Genomic DNA, 14,233 nt, shown 5'->3' with positions numbered 1-14,233 from the left:
TGACTTAAATAAATCTACTATCATGTCTTTATATTCTTGCTCGTATCTTCTGCCCTTTCCCATAATGGACACATCCTTTCTTAACTAAATAATATTTTACTTAGTTCGACTAAATGTGTCCACTACTTTATACTAACACCATCATCCTTATAATAACACATCTGTTACAGAAATGTGGGTACCTAATGTTGAATTATGCAAACAAAAATTAGAACCACTTGGAATTGAAGTGAAGCAGGTTTTTAATGATTCTCAATTACCCTTTGAAGATAATACTTTTGATATAATTATTAATAGACATGAGTCTTTTGATATTAATGAAGTGAGGAGAATATTGAAGACTAATGGAATTTTTATTACTCAACAATTAGGTGGAAAGAATAATGAAATATTATCTAAGGCATTAATAAAAGGCTTTAAGCCATTATATTCAAATAATACTTTAGATAATAACATAAAAAAGTTAGGAAACAACTTATTTGAAATTTTATATGCTAATGAATATTTTCCTTATTTACGTTTTAAAGATATTGGAGCAATTGTTTATTTTGCTAAAATTATTGAATGGGAATTTCCTAATTTCTCAGTAGAGAATTGCTTTGAGGAGCTATGTAAATTAAATGAAGGTATAAATGTTAAGGGATATGTAGAAAGTATTGAACACAGATATATAATAGTTTCCAGAAAAAAATAATTGTATATGGAGATTTTAACTTAAGAAAGTCTTTTAATAAAAATGGAGATAAACGATAGATTAAATAACTAATTTTAAAACACTATGAAGATAAAATTAAATATTATATTTCTTAAAATACAGTACTACTCAAAAGTGAACAATACTGTGTAAAAATGTATCATAATTAACACTTAATAATAATACATTATATTATTATTAAGTGTTATAAAGTGGTAATAGGAGAATTAATATGAGTAAACTTATTGATATATACTTAGAAGTTATTTTCTTTATTGTCTCAATAATATTGTGGTTATATGTACTTTTAATATCATCTGATATTCCGGTACAAATATCTAAAAATGAGTTTATCATTTCGATAATAAGTTTATTATTATTTGGATTATTCTATAGTTTTTATGTGAGAAAGACCAAAAGAGAAGTAGTAGGGGTACCGCTATTAATACCATTAGCATTTTGGTTACTATCTATGGTTGATGCAATTAAGTATAACTACCAAATATATAATACTATTATATCAATAATAGGTTTTGCTATTACAGGATATTGTATTGGATTATCAATATATAGATTATTGATCCAAAAGCATACAGTATAATGTATTTATAAATTAAAGGGTAATTCTAAGGTTTCAAAAAATAAAATTAAATATAATTTAATGAGAATACCGTACTATTCAAAAGTGAATATGCGGTATTTTTATGGTTGGTAAGTTATAATATTATTAATGAGATTTTAAGAATTATTGGTTTAAATTTTAAAGGAAATAGTGTGAAATGCAAGAGGAGGAGATTATGAGTAATGTTATTAATATACGAAAAGTAGACGTTGATGATGCTAATACATTAGCCTATATACAATGCAGGATTTAGTAAGGTAATGTTATGGGTGTTTAAAGAAAATTATATGGCACGTAAGTTTTATGAAAATAATGGGTTTGTTTTAACAGAAAAAACTAAGGTATTTAATGATGCTATTGAAGTGATGTATTGTAAATATTTATAGGTAATAAATTTAGTATTAATTAAGAGATGTTTGGAATATTGATGAATAGCGATACTATAATATTATATTCATCATTTACTCTAATACAATTTGATAATGTAACTTTTAATGATGTAGTTTTATCAACAGAACCTAAAATGATTAAGATTATTATATTTAGCTCTAGTTAAAAATATCTTAATTAAAGAGTTACTTGAATTTGAAAAGATATAAAATAATGAGGAGCTTTAGCAATGGAAGCTCCTTTTCAATTTCTTTAATTGTAAAAATATGATAGTATTTTAAGAAGATAAGTAAGATACTAAGTAAGAGGTGAAAAGTTTGAAAAAAATATTGTTAATAGAAGATGATTTAGATGTTTCTAGAGAGTTAGCTTTATCTTTAAGAAAATGGGCTTTTGAAGTAGAATTAATAGAAGAGTTTAATAATATCGTAAATGAATTTATAGAGAAAAGACCAAGTCTTATATTAATGGATGTTAATTTACCCTTTTATGATGGATTTTATTGGTGTGAAAAGATAAGAGAACTTTCTAAGGTTCCTATAATATTTTTATCTTCAAGGGACTCTAATATGGATATTATTATGGGGATGAATAATGGTGGAGATGATTATATTACAAAGCCTTTTTCTGTAGAAGTATTAATATCAAAGATTAATGCCTTATTACGTAGAAGCTATGATTATACTACTTCAGATTCACTAATATATTATAATGATGCAGTTTTAGATATAGAAAAGTGTATTTTTAGATATAAGGATAATGAAATAGAGATTACTAAGAATGAAATAAAAATATTATCATTACTAATAAAAAATAAAGGAAAAGTAGTATCTAGAGAAAAGCTTATGATGAGCTTATGGAATGATGATGAATTTGTTAATGATAATACTTTAACTGTAAATATTACAAGACTTAGAAGTAGAATAAAGGAATTAGGATTAGATGATGTTATTAAAACTAAAAAAGGAATAGGGTATTTAATACAATGAGTTTAAAAAGATTTATTAAAGAAAATATAAAAAGTATCTTATTTAATTGTGGAATTTTAGTTTGTATTAACATTTATTTTTTAGTATTAAATTTGCTAAAGGGTCGGATGGGAGAAATATATTACTTAGATGTAATTCTAGTTACACTTTATATTGGAGCTTTTATCATTAAATATATACTTTGGAGAGAAAGATTTAGTACTATATATGAAATTATTCAAGAGGATAATGATATTACTGTAAATGATATTAATGGTGATTCTTTAGAAGAAGAAATAATGACATATATAATTAATAAAAAAGAAGATAAGTATTCAGAAGTATTAGATATGAAAGATACACAAATTAAAGATATGGAAGAGTATATTTCAAAATGGGTTCATGAAATAAAATTGCCTATTAGTGCTATATCTATGATTTTAGAGCGTATTGATAATGAAGAAATTAGCTCAGATATTAAGAATCAAACAGAAAAAATTAATTTTTTAGTTAATTCAGTTATGTATGGAAGTAGAGCAACAGTTGCTGCTGAGGATATTTTTATTTCAGAAGTAAAATTGCAAGATATAATAAAACAAGCTATAAAAAACAATTCCTTTATGTTAATAAGAAGTAATATAGAAATAAAACTAGATAATCTTGATTATTATATTTTTACTGATAAAAAGTGGGTATTATATGTTTTGGATCAACTTATTAATAATGCAATAAAGTATTCTAAAGAAAATGGAGAAATTAAATTTTATGGTGAAGGAAATGATAAATATATTTGTTTAAATATAAGGGATAATGGAATTGGAATAGCGGAAGAAGATATAGAAAGAATATTTAATAAAGGATTTACGGGTACTAATGGAAGAAATGCTATATATAAATCAACTGGAATGGGACTTTATTTTTCTAAAAAGATTTTAAATAAATTAGGAAGTTCATTTGAGGTCGAATCAGTAAAAAATCAATATACCTTATTTAAAATTAAGTTTAATAAAATATCTGATTTCACTACTATTACAAAAATGTAACATTAGAACTTTAAATGTAATGTTAAGTGAAGGATTAATTAGTAAAAAGCCACTAAAATTAATTTATAAGCTGATTAACAGTTCAGCAAAATAGAAATTAGATTTTGGAGGAAACAATTAATGAGTGAAATATTAAAACTAAATAATGTGTCAAAGGATTATGGAATTAAAGGCTTTAAAACTAGAGTTTTAAATAATATATCTTTATCTGTTGATGAAGGGGAATTTTTATCAATAATGGGTCCATCAGGAGCAGGTAAAACTACACTTTTAAACTTACTATCTACTTTAGATAAACCAACTAAAGGTGAAATAATTTTAGATGGCATAGACCTTACTAAGGTGAAAAATAAAGAATTATCTAATATAAGAAAAGATAAAATAGGGTTTATATTTCAAGATTATAGTCTTTTAGATAATATGACATTAATGGATAATATAGCTCTTCCACTGGCTTTAGGAAGAAAGAGAACTAAAGATATAGAAGAAAAAGTTATTAAAATAGCTGATGTTTTTGGACTTAGGGATCATTTTAAAAAATATCCATATGAATTATCAGGAGGGCAAAAGCAAAGAGGGGCAGCTGCAAGGGCATTAATTACAGAACCAAAGATTATATTTGCAGATGAACCAACAGGAGCTTTAGATTCTAAATCTTCTACAGATTTATTAGAATGTTTAAAGAGAGTAAATGACGAGAATAATGCAACTATAATAATGGTTACTCATGATGCCTTTAGTGCAAGTTATTCTAAAAAGGTTTATATGCTTAGCGATGGTGAAATAAAGTGTCAGTTAAATAGAGGAAATGACAGAAAAGAGTTTTATGGTAAGATAATTGATTTATTAGCAACTTTAGGAGGTGCTAAATAATGAGTGTACTTTCCATAGCTTTTAATAACTTTAAAAATAATATAAAAACATATTCGATGTTTTTTATATCAATGATATTTTCAGTAGTTATATTAAGTAACTTTTTAATACTTATGTACGGTGAAGCGTTAAAAGTTTTAGGAGAAGCTAATGCTATCTATACTAAAATGATATTACAAATGATAAGTATAATTCTAGGAGTGTTCATGCTTTTCTTTATATGGTATGTCTCTAATGTATTTTTAAAAAATAGAAAAAAAGAAATAGGTCTTTTTACCTTTATGGGTGTAGATTTAAAAACTATAGGTAAAATATATTTTACAGAAATGATGCTCATTGGTATATCTGCCAGTATAATTGGAATTGGTGTTGGTGTATTATTTTCTAAGTTTTTTCAAATGATAATCTTTGCTTTAGCAGGGTTTAATATAGATGTGAAATTTTCTATTACTGCCAATTCAATGATAAGCACCTTTATAATATTTATTACTATATTTTTATTAATGAGTATTAAAGGGTTTGTTAATATTTCAAGAAGTAAGGTAATTGAGCTTTTAAATAATAGTAGAAAAACAGAAAAGATGCCTAAAGTAACAGTCTTTACTTATATAATTACAATGGTATCTATAGGTTGTATTATGTATGGATATTACTTAGTATTTAGTTCTAAAATGAATGCTTTTAAAACTTTGATTTTAGTTTGTATAGGTACTTATGGATTATTTTATGCTGTTATTCCAGCAATTCTTAATTTTTTAATTAATAATAAAAAAATATTATATAAAGGAGAAAATATACTAACTATTAATAGTTTAGCCTATAGAGTAAAGAAAAATTACACTACTTATGCTACAATAGGAATTTTAACGGCATGTACAGTTACTGTTTTAGGTACATCAGTATCTATGAGAAATCTTTATACAATGAGTGAGCAAAATGATCAGTTATTTACAATGTCATTTTATTCTGAAAATGAAATAGATACTGAAAAAATAAGTGAAGAGATTACTAAAGTACTAGGTGAAAAGAAGTTTGATTTAAACACTGATGTATTAATGGTTAATAATACATTAAAAAATTTTGAAGATTTTCAAAAACAGGCGTATATAGTGATGTCTTATGATAAGTTTACAGATATTTTGAAGAATAATGGATATGAAAAAGACTTAGAAAAGATTAATGAAAAAATGGTTAAAGGAAATAATGCTATTTATATTGAAAATCCTAGTACATTGGGAAGTTTAATTAAGCCAAAAGAAATAACTCTTGCTGATAAAATCTTTGAAATTAGTGAGGGGGATATAAGATTTAAGGTTTTAGGTTCATTATTTAAATCCAGAACAATTGTTGTTAATAATGATGAATATGAAAAACTTTATAATAATGGACAAATAGTTAATTTTTATGGAATTAAGGTTAAAAATGATTCAGATATTTTAAATGAAGATATTATTAATAAATTAGGCAAAGGATTAGAACCATATTTAAATGATAATATTAAATTTCAAGTTGGAAAATATGAAACTAAAAGTGTTGAATGGTTAAAGCTTGTTTATGCTATTGGGGCATTTTTATTCTTAGTATTTGTACTTGCAGAAGCTAGTATTATTTATATTAAGATATATAGTGATGCATCAGAAGACAAGGATAAATATAAAATTCTAAAGGATATAGGAGCATCAAAAAAAGATTTAGGAAAAGCTATTAGAAAAGAAGTAACATTATTTTATGTTCTTCCATTGTCTATAGGATTACTTCATAGTTTTTTTGCAATACAGGTTTTAGGAAAATTTTTATCAGAAAACTTAAATTTAACTTTTATTTTAAGTATAATAGTATCAGTAAGTATATTTGTAGTTAGTGCAATTATATCAATTAAAAGTTTTAAAAATATTGTTAATGTTTAAAGAATGAAAGGAACAAAAATGAATATACAAATATTTGGAACAAAAAAATGTAATGATACTAAGAAAGCAGAAAGGTTTTTCAAAGAAAGAAGAATACAATATCAATTTATAGATTTAAAAGAAAAATCATTAAGCAAAGGTGAGCTTCAAAGCGTTAAAAAAGCAGTAGGGTTAGAAAACTTAATAAATAAAAATTCAAAAGATTATAAAAAGCTAAATATGGATAAAATAAGAGGGGCAGAAATAAGAGAAGATATGCTTTTAAAAAATCCATCATTATATGCTACACCAATTGTTAGAAATGGTAAAGAAGCTACAGTTGGAAATCAACCTGAAATATGGAAAAGCTGGGAGTAAAAACTCCCAGCTTTTTAATTAAATGCATTATAAATAGCGTTAATTCCTTTTTCAAAATCATCATTTTCAATACCAACTAATACATTTATCTCACTCGAACCCTGATCAATCATTCTTATATTAATATCAGCCTCAGCAAGAGCGTTAAATATTCTAGCAGCTACCCCTTTGCTATAAGCCATACCTGTTCCTACAGTAGCAATTAAAGCCATATTAGGATATACAACTACAGAATCCGGATTACAAGAACGCTTAATTTCATCAACAATAACTTCAGTTTTATTTTTTAAGTTAGAATCAGAGATAACAACACTTACACTATCTATACCAGATGGCATATTTTCAAAAGATACACCATGTTGTTCTAAAACAGTAAGAACTTTTCTACAAAATCCAAGTTCAGAGTTCATCATAGATTTTTCTATTGATAAAACTGTAAAGTTTTGTTTTCCAGCAACACCAGTAATAGTATTTTCATGTTTAGTTTCATTTTTTACTATTAATGTTCCTTCATCTTCAGGTTCATTAGTATTTCTAATATTAATTGGAATTCCAGAAGTTCTTACAGGAAAAACAGCATCCTCATGTAAAACAGAGGCTCCCATATATGATAATTCTCTAAGCTCTCCATAAGTTATAGTTTTAATTTTTTTAGGATTCTTAACTATTCTAGGATCTGCCATTAGAAAGCCAGAAACATCAGTCCAGTTTTCATAAAGATTTGCATTTATACTTGCAGCAACTAATGCACCTGTTACATCAGAACCACCTCTAGAAAAAGTTACTATTTTTCCATTTTCATCAGAGCCATAAAAACCAGGAATAACTGCACGTTCATGTTGAGAAAGTTTATCTTTAAGTAAGGTATAAGTTTCTTTAATGTTTAAAGTTCCATATTTATTAAATTTAATTACATCTTTTGCATCAATGAAATCGATATTTAAGTAGTTTGCAAGGATTATTCCATTAAGATATTCACCTCTACTTGCAGTATAATCTGCAGATGCCCCATTTTCTATATCAGATTTTATTATGTTTAGATACTTATCTAAGTCTAAATTTAAATTTAATTCAGTAACTATAGTATGATACCTATCTGATATTAATTTAAATACATCATCTAAAGGAATACCAGATTTTACATGTGCATGACATAGATAAAGTAAATCTGTTACCTTAAAGTCTTTAGAAAATCTTTTTCCTGGTGCTGATGGAATAACATATTTCCTATCAGAATTTTCTTCAATAATATTTTTTACTTTTTTAAAGTGGATAGAATCTGCTAGAGAACTACCTCCAAATTTTGTTACTATAGTATTCATTTTTTTTGCCCCCTTAATGTAAAAACAGTTAAAAGTTAACCTTAATAACTATATTAGCAAAAATTGACAAAAAGCTCAACTAGATACTGATATATAAAGGGTTTATTTATTATAAAATGTTATTAAAATGACACAAATCCATAGTATAATATAGGAGAAGAAATTTTAATTAATATTAAAAGTTTATATTTTATATAATTTAGATTCAGAGAAGATAATATTACTTTTTTTTATTATGGGGAGAGAGAAAAATGGATAAGTTTCTGGTTGACAGAATACAAATGACAATTGATAACTATAGGATTGCAAAGGAAGAGTTAAGAAACGATGGAGATGTAATAAATCACTTTGCATCATTAGTTTTTTCGCATTATGAAAAAGAAATACCAGTTGAAAGAATTAAAGAAATTAGGAAAAATATTAAATCGGCAACAACAATAATGTCTCCATTTAGAGGAGATACGTTAAATATACTTTCATTGTTAATAGCAACAGTTGATAATGAAAAAGAAGAAGAATTAATAGAAGATATGTATGAGACTATGGAAATATTAGAGGAAGAAGGATTTTTATCAGGATCATATTTAGCTTTAACAGCCTTTACAATAAGTAAATATTGTAGATATAAAGAGAAGAAGGATATAATAGAAAAGATAAAAGAGTTATATATAATTATTAAAGAAAAATATAATGATATAACTAATGAGGATGATTATTTACTTTGTACTTTATTGGTAATTAATAATGTTCAAGCAGATACTGTAGATGATTTTATAGAAAATATATTTGAACATATTGCAGGCTCCAATATAAGATCTAAAAATGGTGTACAAGGTTTAGCTAATGCCATCATTTTAAATGGTTCATCAGGTGAAATGTATAGAACTATGGAATTTATGTCATATCTTGAAAAGAGAAATATAAAAATAGCAAATCAATTTTTACCGTTGATTGGAGTTATTGCAAATTACAATCCAAGAAGAAATGTGGATATAGTTGAAGGTGTTATTGAATATTTATGTGATGAAGAGGGAGAATATGAATATTATATAGATAAAGGTTTTAGAAATATAATTGCTATAGTGATTGTAGCCTTTTGTACAATGGCTAATAAGAAAAGATATATTGATGAACTATTAGCACAAGGGATACTATCTTTTATTAATAGTAAAAATAAAGGTATTTTTGAGGAAGTATTATACTAGGTGGAATAATGAAAAAAATAATTTTACATGTGGATATGGATGCATTTTTTGCATCAGTTGAACAAGCAGACAATCCTAAGTTTAAGGGCAAACCTGTAATAGTTGGTGGAGTTAGTGAAAGGGGTGTTGTATCTACTTGTTCTTATGAAGCTAGAAAGTTTGGAGTTAGATCAGCAATGCCTATTTTTATTGCACAAAGGCTTTGTCCACATGGTATATATTTAAAAGTAAGATATTATAGATATAAGGAAATTTCTAATAGAGTATTTGAAATTTTTAGGGAAGTAACTCCAATTATTGAGCCACTTTCAATAGATGAGGCTTATTTAGATTTAAGTGAAGGAAGAGTTAATGATGGCTTAGAAGCTGCTAATTATATAAAAAAGAGAGTTCGTGAAGAAGTAGGTTTAACTTTATCTATTGGTATATCTTATAATAAATTTTTAGCAAAGTTAGCATCTAATTGGAATAAACCAAATGGGATAATGATAATAACTGAAGATATGATTCCAGATATATTAAAGCCATTACCAATATCTAAAATTTATGGTTTGGGTGAAAAGTCTGTTAGAAAGTTAAATAACATGGGAATGTTTAAGATAGAGGACTTATATGAATTATCAAAGGAATTCTTTATTGAGTATTTTGGAAAGTATGGAATAGACATATATGAAAGAATAAGAGGAATCGACAATAGGGAAGTTACAGTTAATAGGGATAGAAAATCTTATGGTAGAGAAAATACATTAAAGTTTGATACTGAAGATATTGAGGAAATTCTTTCTTATGTAAAGAATTTTTGCTTAGAATTAAGTGAAGATTTAAAAAGAAAGAATGTATATATAAAAACTATAACTTTTAAATATAAGACTAGTAGTTTTGAAAATCATACTAGAAGTAGAAGCTTAACCTATTATACTAATGATTTTTCAACTATCTATAAGGTGGCAGAGGAAATTGTTAAAGATGAGAAATTTATAGGACCTATAAGGTTAATTGGAATTACTGTATCTAGTATAAAGGAAGAAAAATTAGAACAGTTAAAGTTGTTTTAAATAGAGAGTAAGGAAATAATATTATAAAATAGCCTAGAAAAATCTTTCAAATAAATCATACATCAATTATAATAGATAAGGGCTACTTAAGAAAAATTTCAAAATAAATGGAGGTATTATAATGGATAAGGCACAAATAGCTAAAATTATTGATCACACAATATTAAAACCAGAAGCAACTGAAAAGGAAGTTTTAAAACTTTGTAAAGAAGCTATAGAATATAACTTTGCTTCAGTTTGCATAAATCCATCAATGGTTCCAGTTGCAGCTACTGCATTAGAAGGAACTGATGTTGAAGTTTGTACTGTAATAGGATTTCCTTTAGGAGCAACTACTACAGAAGTTAAAGCCTTTGAAACAAAAGATGTTATTGAAAAAGGTGCTACAGAAGTTGATATGGTTATTAATGTAGGTAAGTTAAAGGAAAGAGACTTAGAGTACGTTAAAAATGATATAAAAGCAGTTGTTGAAGCAGCTAAAGGTAAGGCCTTAACAAAAGTAATAATAGAAACTTGTCTTTTAACAGATGAGGAGAAAGTTATAGCTTGCCAATTATCAAAGGAAGCTGGTGCTGACTTTGTTAAGACATCAACTGGATTCTCAACTGGTGGAGCAACAGCAGCTGATATTAAATTAATGAGAGAAACTGTTGGACCAGATATGGGGGTAAAAGCATCAGGTGGAGTTAGAAGCAGAGAAGATGCTTTAGCTATGATTGAAAATGGAGCAACTAGAATAGGAGCATCAGCTTCAATTGCTATTTGTGAAGGAACAAAATCAAATTCAAATTATTAAAATAAATATAATAAAAAGGAAGCATATATATGCTTCCTTTTTATTATATTTAAGAATATAGAATACTTTTAAAAAAATATTGCCTAAATCAATAATATAAGAATATTAATATAATATATATCATTGTAAAAAAGGGGAGACGACTTATGTTAGTAGTTTCTAGCCTTAGATAGGAGGGTTATGAAAAGAGAGTTAACTCCATCAGAAATAATGTTTAAACTAGAAGTAACAGAGACTGATGTTGATAAAGGGACAAAGGGTATTAAAGAGTTTAATGATGCCTATAAAAAAGTTGAGAGGGCAATTAATATAGATAAAGAGGGCTATAATCTTTATTTAATAGATACCTTCTCAAAGGATAAATTAAAGGAGCTAACCGCTTTTATAGAGAAGAAGTATAAAGACTTAGAATCACCAAGGGATATATGTTATGTTACATTAGAGGATGTTAACAGACCTGAAGCAATTTTTGTTGCTAATGGAAAAGGGAAAAAACTAAAGGAAACTGTTGATGATATAAAAAGTTGTTATTTAGAAGCTGTAGACGATTTTTATGGTGATTCTAGTAATGATGAAAAAGATTATTTAGTAGAAGATATTCAAAATAAAAGAAATAGTTATATAAATGAATTAACTAAAATGGCTAAAGAAGAGGGGTTTGAAGTTAAGGCTAGCAGTAAAGGTTTTGCATTTATACCTTTAAGTGGTGATGAAGCTATGACAGAAAAAGAGTACGATGATTTAGAAGATGAAAATAAAAATGTTATAGTAGCTAAAGCAGGCAGTTTAAAAAAGAAAGCTGAAAGTATTTTAGAAGAGCTAAAGGATATTGAAGTTAAATCAATAAAGAAATTAAAAAAAATATACACAAAGTTTTTATCTACCCAAATGGAAGATGAGAAGGATGAAGCTCTTTTAGAGTTTATAACAGATGATGATTCATATGAGTATTTAGAAAGGCTATTTACTTGTATAGAAGAAGATTTAATTGATTGCTACACAATGAGTATAGAAGATGATGAAAGTGAAATATATGAAATATTAAATAAATATGATGTTAGGGTAATTGTAGATAATACAAATAACTCTTCACCACCTGTAATATTTGAAGAAGATCCTAATTTAAATAATTTAATAGGATTAATAGAGTATGAAAATCATAATGGAATTTATACAACTAATATTTCTTTAATAAGTGCAGGTTCAATTTTAAAAGCAAATGAAGGGTGTCTTATTCTAAGATTAAGTTCATTGGCTGTAAATACATTAAGTTATTATTATTTAAAGAAAATTTTACTTTCAAATAAAGTATCATTTGATACTAATAAAAGCTATTTAGAATTTATAAATATAAATGGATTAAAGCCAAAACCTATTCCAGTAAAGTTTAAGGTGATTTTAATAGGTGATTACGAAACTTATGATCTTTTATATAATTCTGATGAGGACTTTAAAAAGTTATTCCCATTAAGAGCGGAATTTTCACCTGTAGTAAAAGTTAATAATGATTCAGTAATTGAATTAAAGAATATGATTGAGAATAAGGTCAGAAAGAATGAACTATTTAATCTTAGTGATGAAGCTATGAGTGAAATGTTAAAATATTTATGTAGGAAAAGTAGTAGTAGAAATAGAATACTTGCAGAAGAGGATGCTATAGATAAAATATTAGTGCTAGCTAATAACTCAGCAAAAGAAAGAAAGAGTATGATAATAACAGAACAGGATATTTTAGATGTTGCATATGAAGAGGAATTAATAGAAAGTGAAATAATGAGCATGTATGAAGAGAATAAAATATTAATTTCTGTTAATGGCAGAAAAATAGGAGCAATAAATGCATTAGCTGTACTTGATAGTGGATATTGTACTTTTGGAAAGCCTATGAGAATTAGTTGTGTTGCATGTAAGGGTTCAGGCAGAATAGTTGATATACAAAAAGAAAGTAATTTAAGTGGAAAAATTCATGAAAAATCTATAAGTATACTTAGAGGATTATTAACAAACTTGTTAAATCCTTATGAGAATATACCTGTAGATTTTCATTTAAGCTTTGAACAGACTTATGGAATGGTAGAAGGTGATAGTGCTTCAGTAGCAGAGATTATATGTATTCTTTCTGCTTTAAGCAAGAAAGGAATAAAACAAAATATTTCAGTAACTGGATCTATTAATCAATTTGGTGATGTTCAACCTATCGGTGGAGCTAATGAAAAGATTGAAGGATTCTTTAAGGTTTGTAGTATGTTAGATACGGTAGAAGAAAAGGGAGTATTAATTCCAGAAGGAAATAAAGATGAAATAATATTGAAGTCTGAAGTAGAAAAAGCAGTTCAAGAAGGAAAGTTCCATATATACACAATGAATAATTTAAATGATGCAATTGAAGTTCTTTTATTAGATGAGGGTGAAAATATAGAAGGGTTTTATGAGATTGTACAAAAGGAGTTAGAAAAATATAAGGACAAAGAAAAAGATAAATAATATTGCAAAGCAATATTCTAAATTAAGAAATTAAGGTTCAAACTTAGCTTGGTTAGCTTAAATAATTAAGAGTTTGCTAACGGAAAACTTAACTAGTAGAAGACCACTAATGTTGCTATAGAATAGTATTGTTCGTCACGTGAAGCCGAAAAATTAATGATATAACCTCCAGGAATTGTGTAATTTGCATTAAGAATTTATATCTTTCTTTCCGTAAAAACTGCTAAAGCTTCGAAAGTCATTTCATTCCCTCCGCTTCTTAACGCAGTTTTTACTCCAAGAAAGATTAAATTCTAAAACTTAATTACAATATTCCTTCCGGTAATATCATTAATATTTTCTCTTCCACTTGATGAACTTCAATGCCACCTTATAAAGTTAATGTTTTCTGCTAAAAGTTTTTCTGATATTATAGTTAATTTGTATATTTATAATTTTAGCTATAAAAAATATATATTTAAAAATTAACAATCTGGTATATAAAATATAGCAGAAGTCGTTAACTTTTAAGGTGGTC

12 protein-coding genes are annotated in these 14,233 nt (G+C 26.3%); 11 read left to right on the top strand and 1 reads right to left on the bottom strand.

From position 1 onward, the window contains the following. Positions 1 to 172 precede the first annotated feature (172 nt). From Q0Y03_RS13775 to Q0Y03_RS13745, 7 genes are all read left to right on the top strand, one after another. Positions 173 to 694 carry an SAM-dependent methyltransferase gene (locus Q0Y03_RS13775; protein WP_297714388.1) on the top strand — a complete coding sequence of 174 codons (522 nt, stop codon included), beginning with the start codon at positions 173 to 175 and terminating at the stop codon, positions 692 to 694. 232 nt (positions 695 to 926) lie between these two features. Continuing rightward, positions 927 to 1,295 carry a hypothetical protein gene (locus Q0Y03_RS13770; RefSeq protein ID WP_297714386.1) on the top strand — a complete coding sequence of 123 codons (369 nt, stop codon included), beginning with the start codon at positions 927 to 929 and terminating at the stop codon, positions 1,293 to 1,295. A 728-nt stretch (positions 1,296 to 2,023) separates the two neighbouring features. After that, on the top strand, positions 2,024 to 2,695 hold the full coding sequence (locus Q0Y03_RS13765; RefSeq protein ID WP_297714385.1) for a response regulator transcription factor: 672 nt from the start codon (positions 2,024 to 2,026) through the stop codon (positions 2,693 to 2,695). Positions 2,696 to 2,802: 107 nt separating this feature from the next. Continuing rightward, positions 2,803 to 3,717 (top strand): sensor histidine kinase, encoded by a 915-nt coding sequence (locus Q0Y03_RS13760; protein ID WP_297714384.1) that lies wholly within the window; start codon positions 2,803 to 2,805, stop codon positions 3,715 to 3,717. A 120-nt stretch (positions 3,718 to 3,837) separates the two neighbouring features. Continuing rightward, complete coding sequence (locus Q0Y03_RS13755) at positions 3,838 to 4,590, top strand: ABC transporter ATP-binding protein (protein ID WP_297714383.1); 753 nt, start codon at positions 3,838 to 3,840, stop codon at positions 4,588 to 4,590. Beyond that, entirely contained in the window at positions 4,590 to 6,497 is a 1,908-nt protein-coding gene (locus Q0Y03_RS13750) for an ABC transporter permease (protein ID WP_297714382.1), read from the top strand. Before Q0Y03_RS13755 ends, Q0Y03_RS13750 begins: the two co-directional genes overlap by 1 nt. A gap of 18 nt (positions 6,498 to 6,515) precedes the next feature. Continuing rightward, the gene (locus tag Q0Y03_RS13745) at positions 6,516 to 6,854 is read left to right on the top strand and encodes an arsenate reductase family protein (protein ID WP_297714381.1); all 339 of its coding nucleotides are present in this window, start codon (positions 6,516 to 6,518) and stop codon (positions 6,852 to 6,854) included. 14 nt (positions 6,855 to 6,868) lie between these two features. On the opposite strand, the gene Q0Y03_RS13740 is transcribed toward Q0Y03_RS13745, so the two are convergent. After that, entirely contained in the window at positions 6,869 to 8,176 is a 1,308-nt protein-coding gene (locus Q0Y03_RS13740) for an aspartate kinase (protein WP_297714380.1), read from the bottom strand. Between the two features lie 251 nt (positions 8,177 to 8,427). Here Q0Y03_RS13740 and Q0Y03_RS13735 point away from each other — a divergent pair, with 251 nt between their 5' ends. From Q0Y03_RS13735 to Q0Y03_RS13720, 4 genes are all read left to right on the top strand, one after another. Further along, on the top strand, positions 8,428 to 9,381 hold the full coding sequence (locus tag Q0Y03_RS13735) for a DUF4003 family protein (RefSeq protein WP_297714379.1): 954 nt from the start codon (positions 8,428 to 8,430) through the stop codon (positions 9,379 to 9,381). Between the two features lie 8 nt (positions 9,382 to 9,389). Then, complete coding sequence (locus tag Q0Y03_RS13730) at positions 9,390 to 10,436, top strand: DNA polymerase IV (protein ID WP_297714378.1); 1,047 nt, start codon at positions 9,390 to 9,392, stop codon at positions 10,434 to 10,436. Positions 10,437 to 10,557: 121 nt separating this feature from the next. Then, positions 10,558 to 11,232, top strand: a complete 675-nt coding sequence (gene deoC, locus Q0Y03_RS13725) for a deoxyribose-phosphate aldolase (protein WP_297714377.1) — start codon at positions 10,558 to 10,560, stop codon at positions 11,230 to 11,232. A 180-nt stretch (positions 11,233 to 11,412) separates the two neighbouring features. Further along, positions 11,413 to 13,716 (top strand): AAA family ATPase, encoded by a 2,304-nt coding sequence (locus tag Q0Y03_RS13720; protein WP_297714375.1) that lies wholly within the window; start codon positions 11,413 to 11,415, stop codon positions 13,714 to 13,716. The last annotated feature ends 517 nt before the right edge of the window (positions 13,717 to 14,233 follow it).

The organism is Clostridium sp., from assembly GCF_026168755.1.
Lineage (GTDB): Bacteria > Bacillota > Clostridia > Clostridiales > Clostridiaceae > Clostridium.
Note: the sequence above shows the minus strand (reverse complement) of the source record. Positions and strands in the feature narration are given on the sequence as shown.

What these genes read in the sequence shown, in the direction of transcription:
- Q0Y03_RS13775 (WP_297714388.1), top strand. Translation starts at nt 173, where the DNA reads ATGTGGGTACCTAATGTTGAATTATGCAAACAAAAATTAGAACCACTT.
- Q0Y03_RS13770 (WP_297714386.1), top strand. Translation starts at nt 927, where the DNA reads ATGAGTAAACTTATTGATATATACTTAGAAGTTATTTTCTTTATTGTC.
- Q0Y03_RS13760 (WP_297714384.1), top strand. Translation starts at nt 2,803, where the DNA reads ATGGGAGAAATATATTACTTAGATGTAATTCTAGTTACACTTTATATT.
- Q0Y03_RS13755 (WP_297714383.1), top strand. Translation starts at nt 3,838, where the DNA reads ATGAGTGAAATATTAAAACTAAATAATGTGTCAAAGGATTATGGAATT.
- Q0Y03_RS13750 (WP_297714382.1), top strand. Translation starts at nt 4,590, where the DNA reads ATGAGTGTACTTTCCATAGCTTTTAATAACTTTAAAAATAATATAAAA.
- Q0Y03_RS13745 (WP_297714381.1), top strand. Translation starts at nt 6,516, where the DNA reads ATGAATATACAAATATTTGGAACAAAAAAATGTAATGATACTAAGAAA.
- Q0Y03_RS13740 (WP_297714380.1), bottom strand. Translation starts at nt 8,176, where the DNA reads ATGAATACTATAGTAACAAAATTTGGAGGTAGTTCTCTAGCAGATTCT.
- Q0Y03_RS13735 (WP_297714379.1), top strand. Translation starts at nt 8,428, where the DNA reads ATGGATAAGTTTCTGGTTGACAGAATACAAATGACAATTGATAACTAT.
- Q0Y03_RS13730 (WP_297714378.1), top strand. Translation starts at nt 9,390, where the DNA reads ATGAAAAAAATAATTTTACATGTGGATATGGATGCATTTTTTGCATCA.
- deoC (WP_297714377.1), top strand. Translation starts at nt 10,558, where the DNA reads ATGGATAAGGCACAAATAGCTAAAATTATTGATCACACAATATTAAAA.
- Q0Y03_RS13720 (WP_297714375.1), top strand. Translation starts at nt 11,413, where the DNA reads ATGAAAAGAGAGTTAACTCCATCAGAAATAATGTTTAAACTAGAAGTA.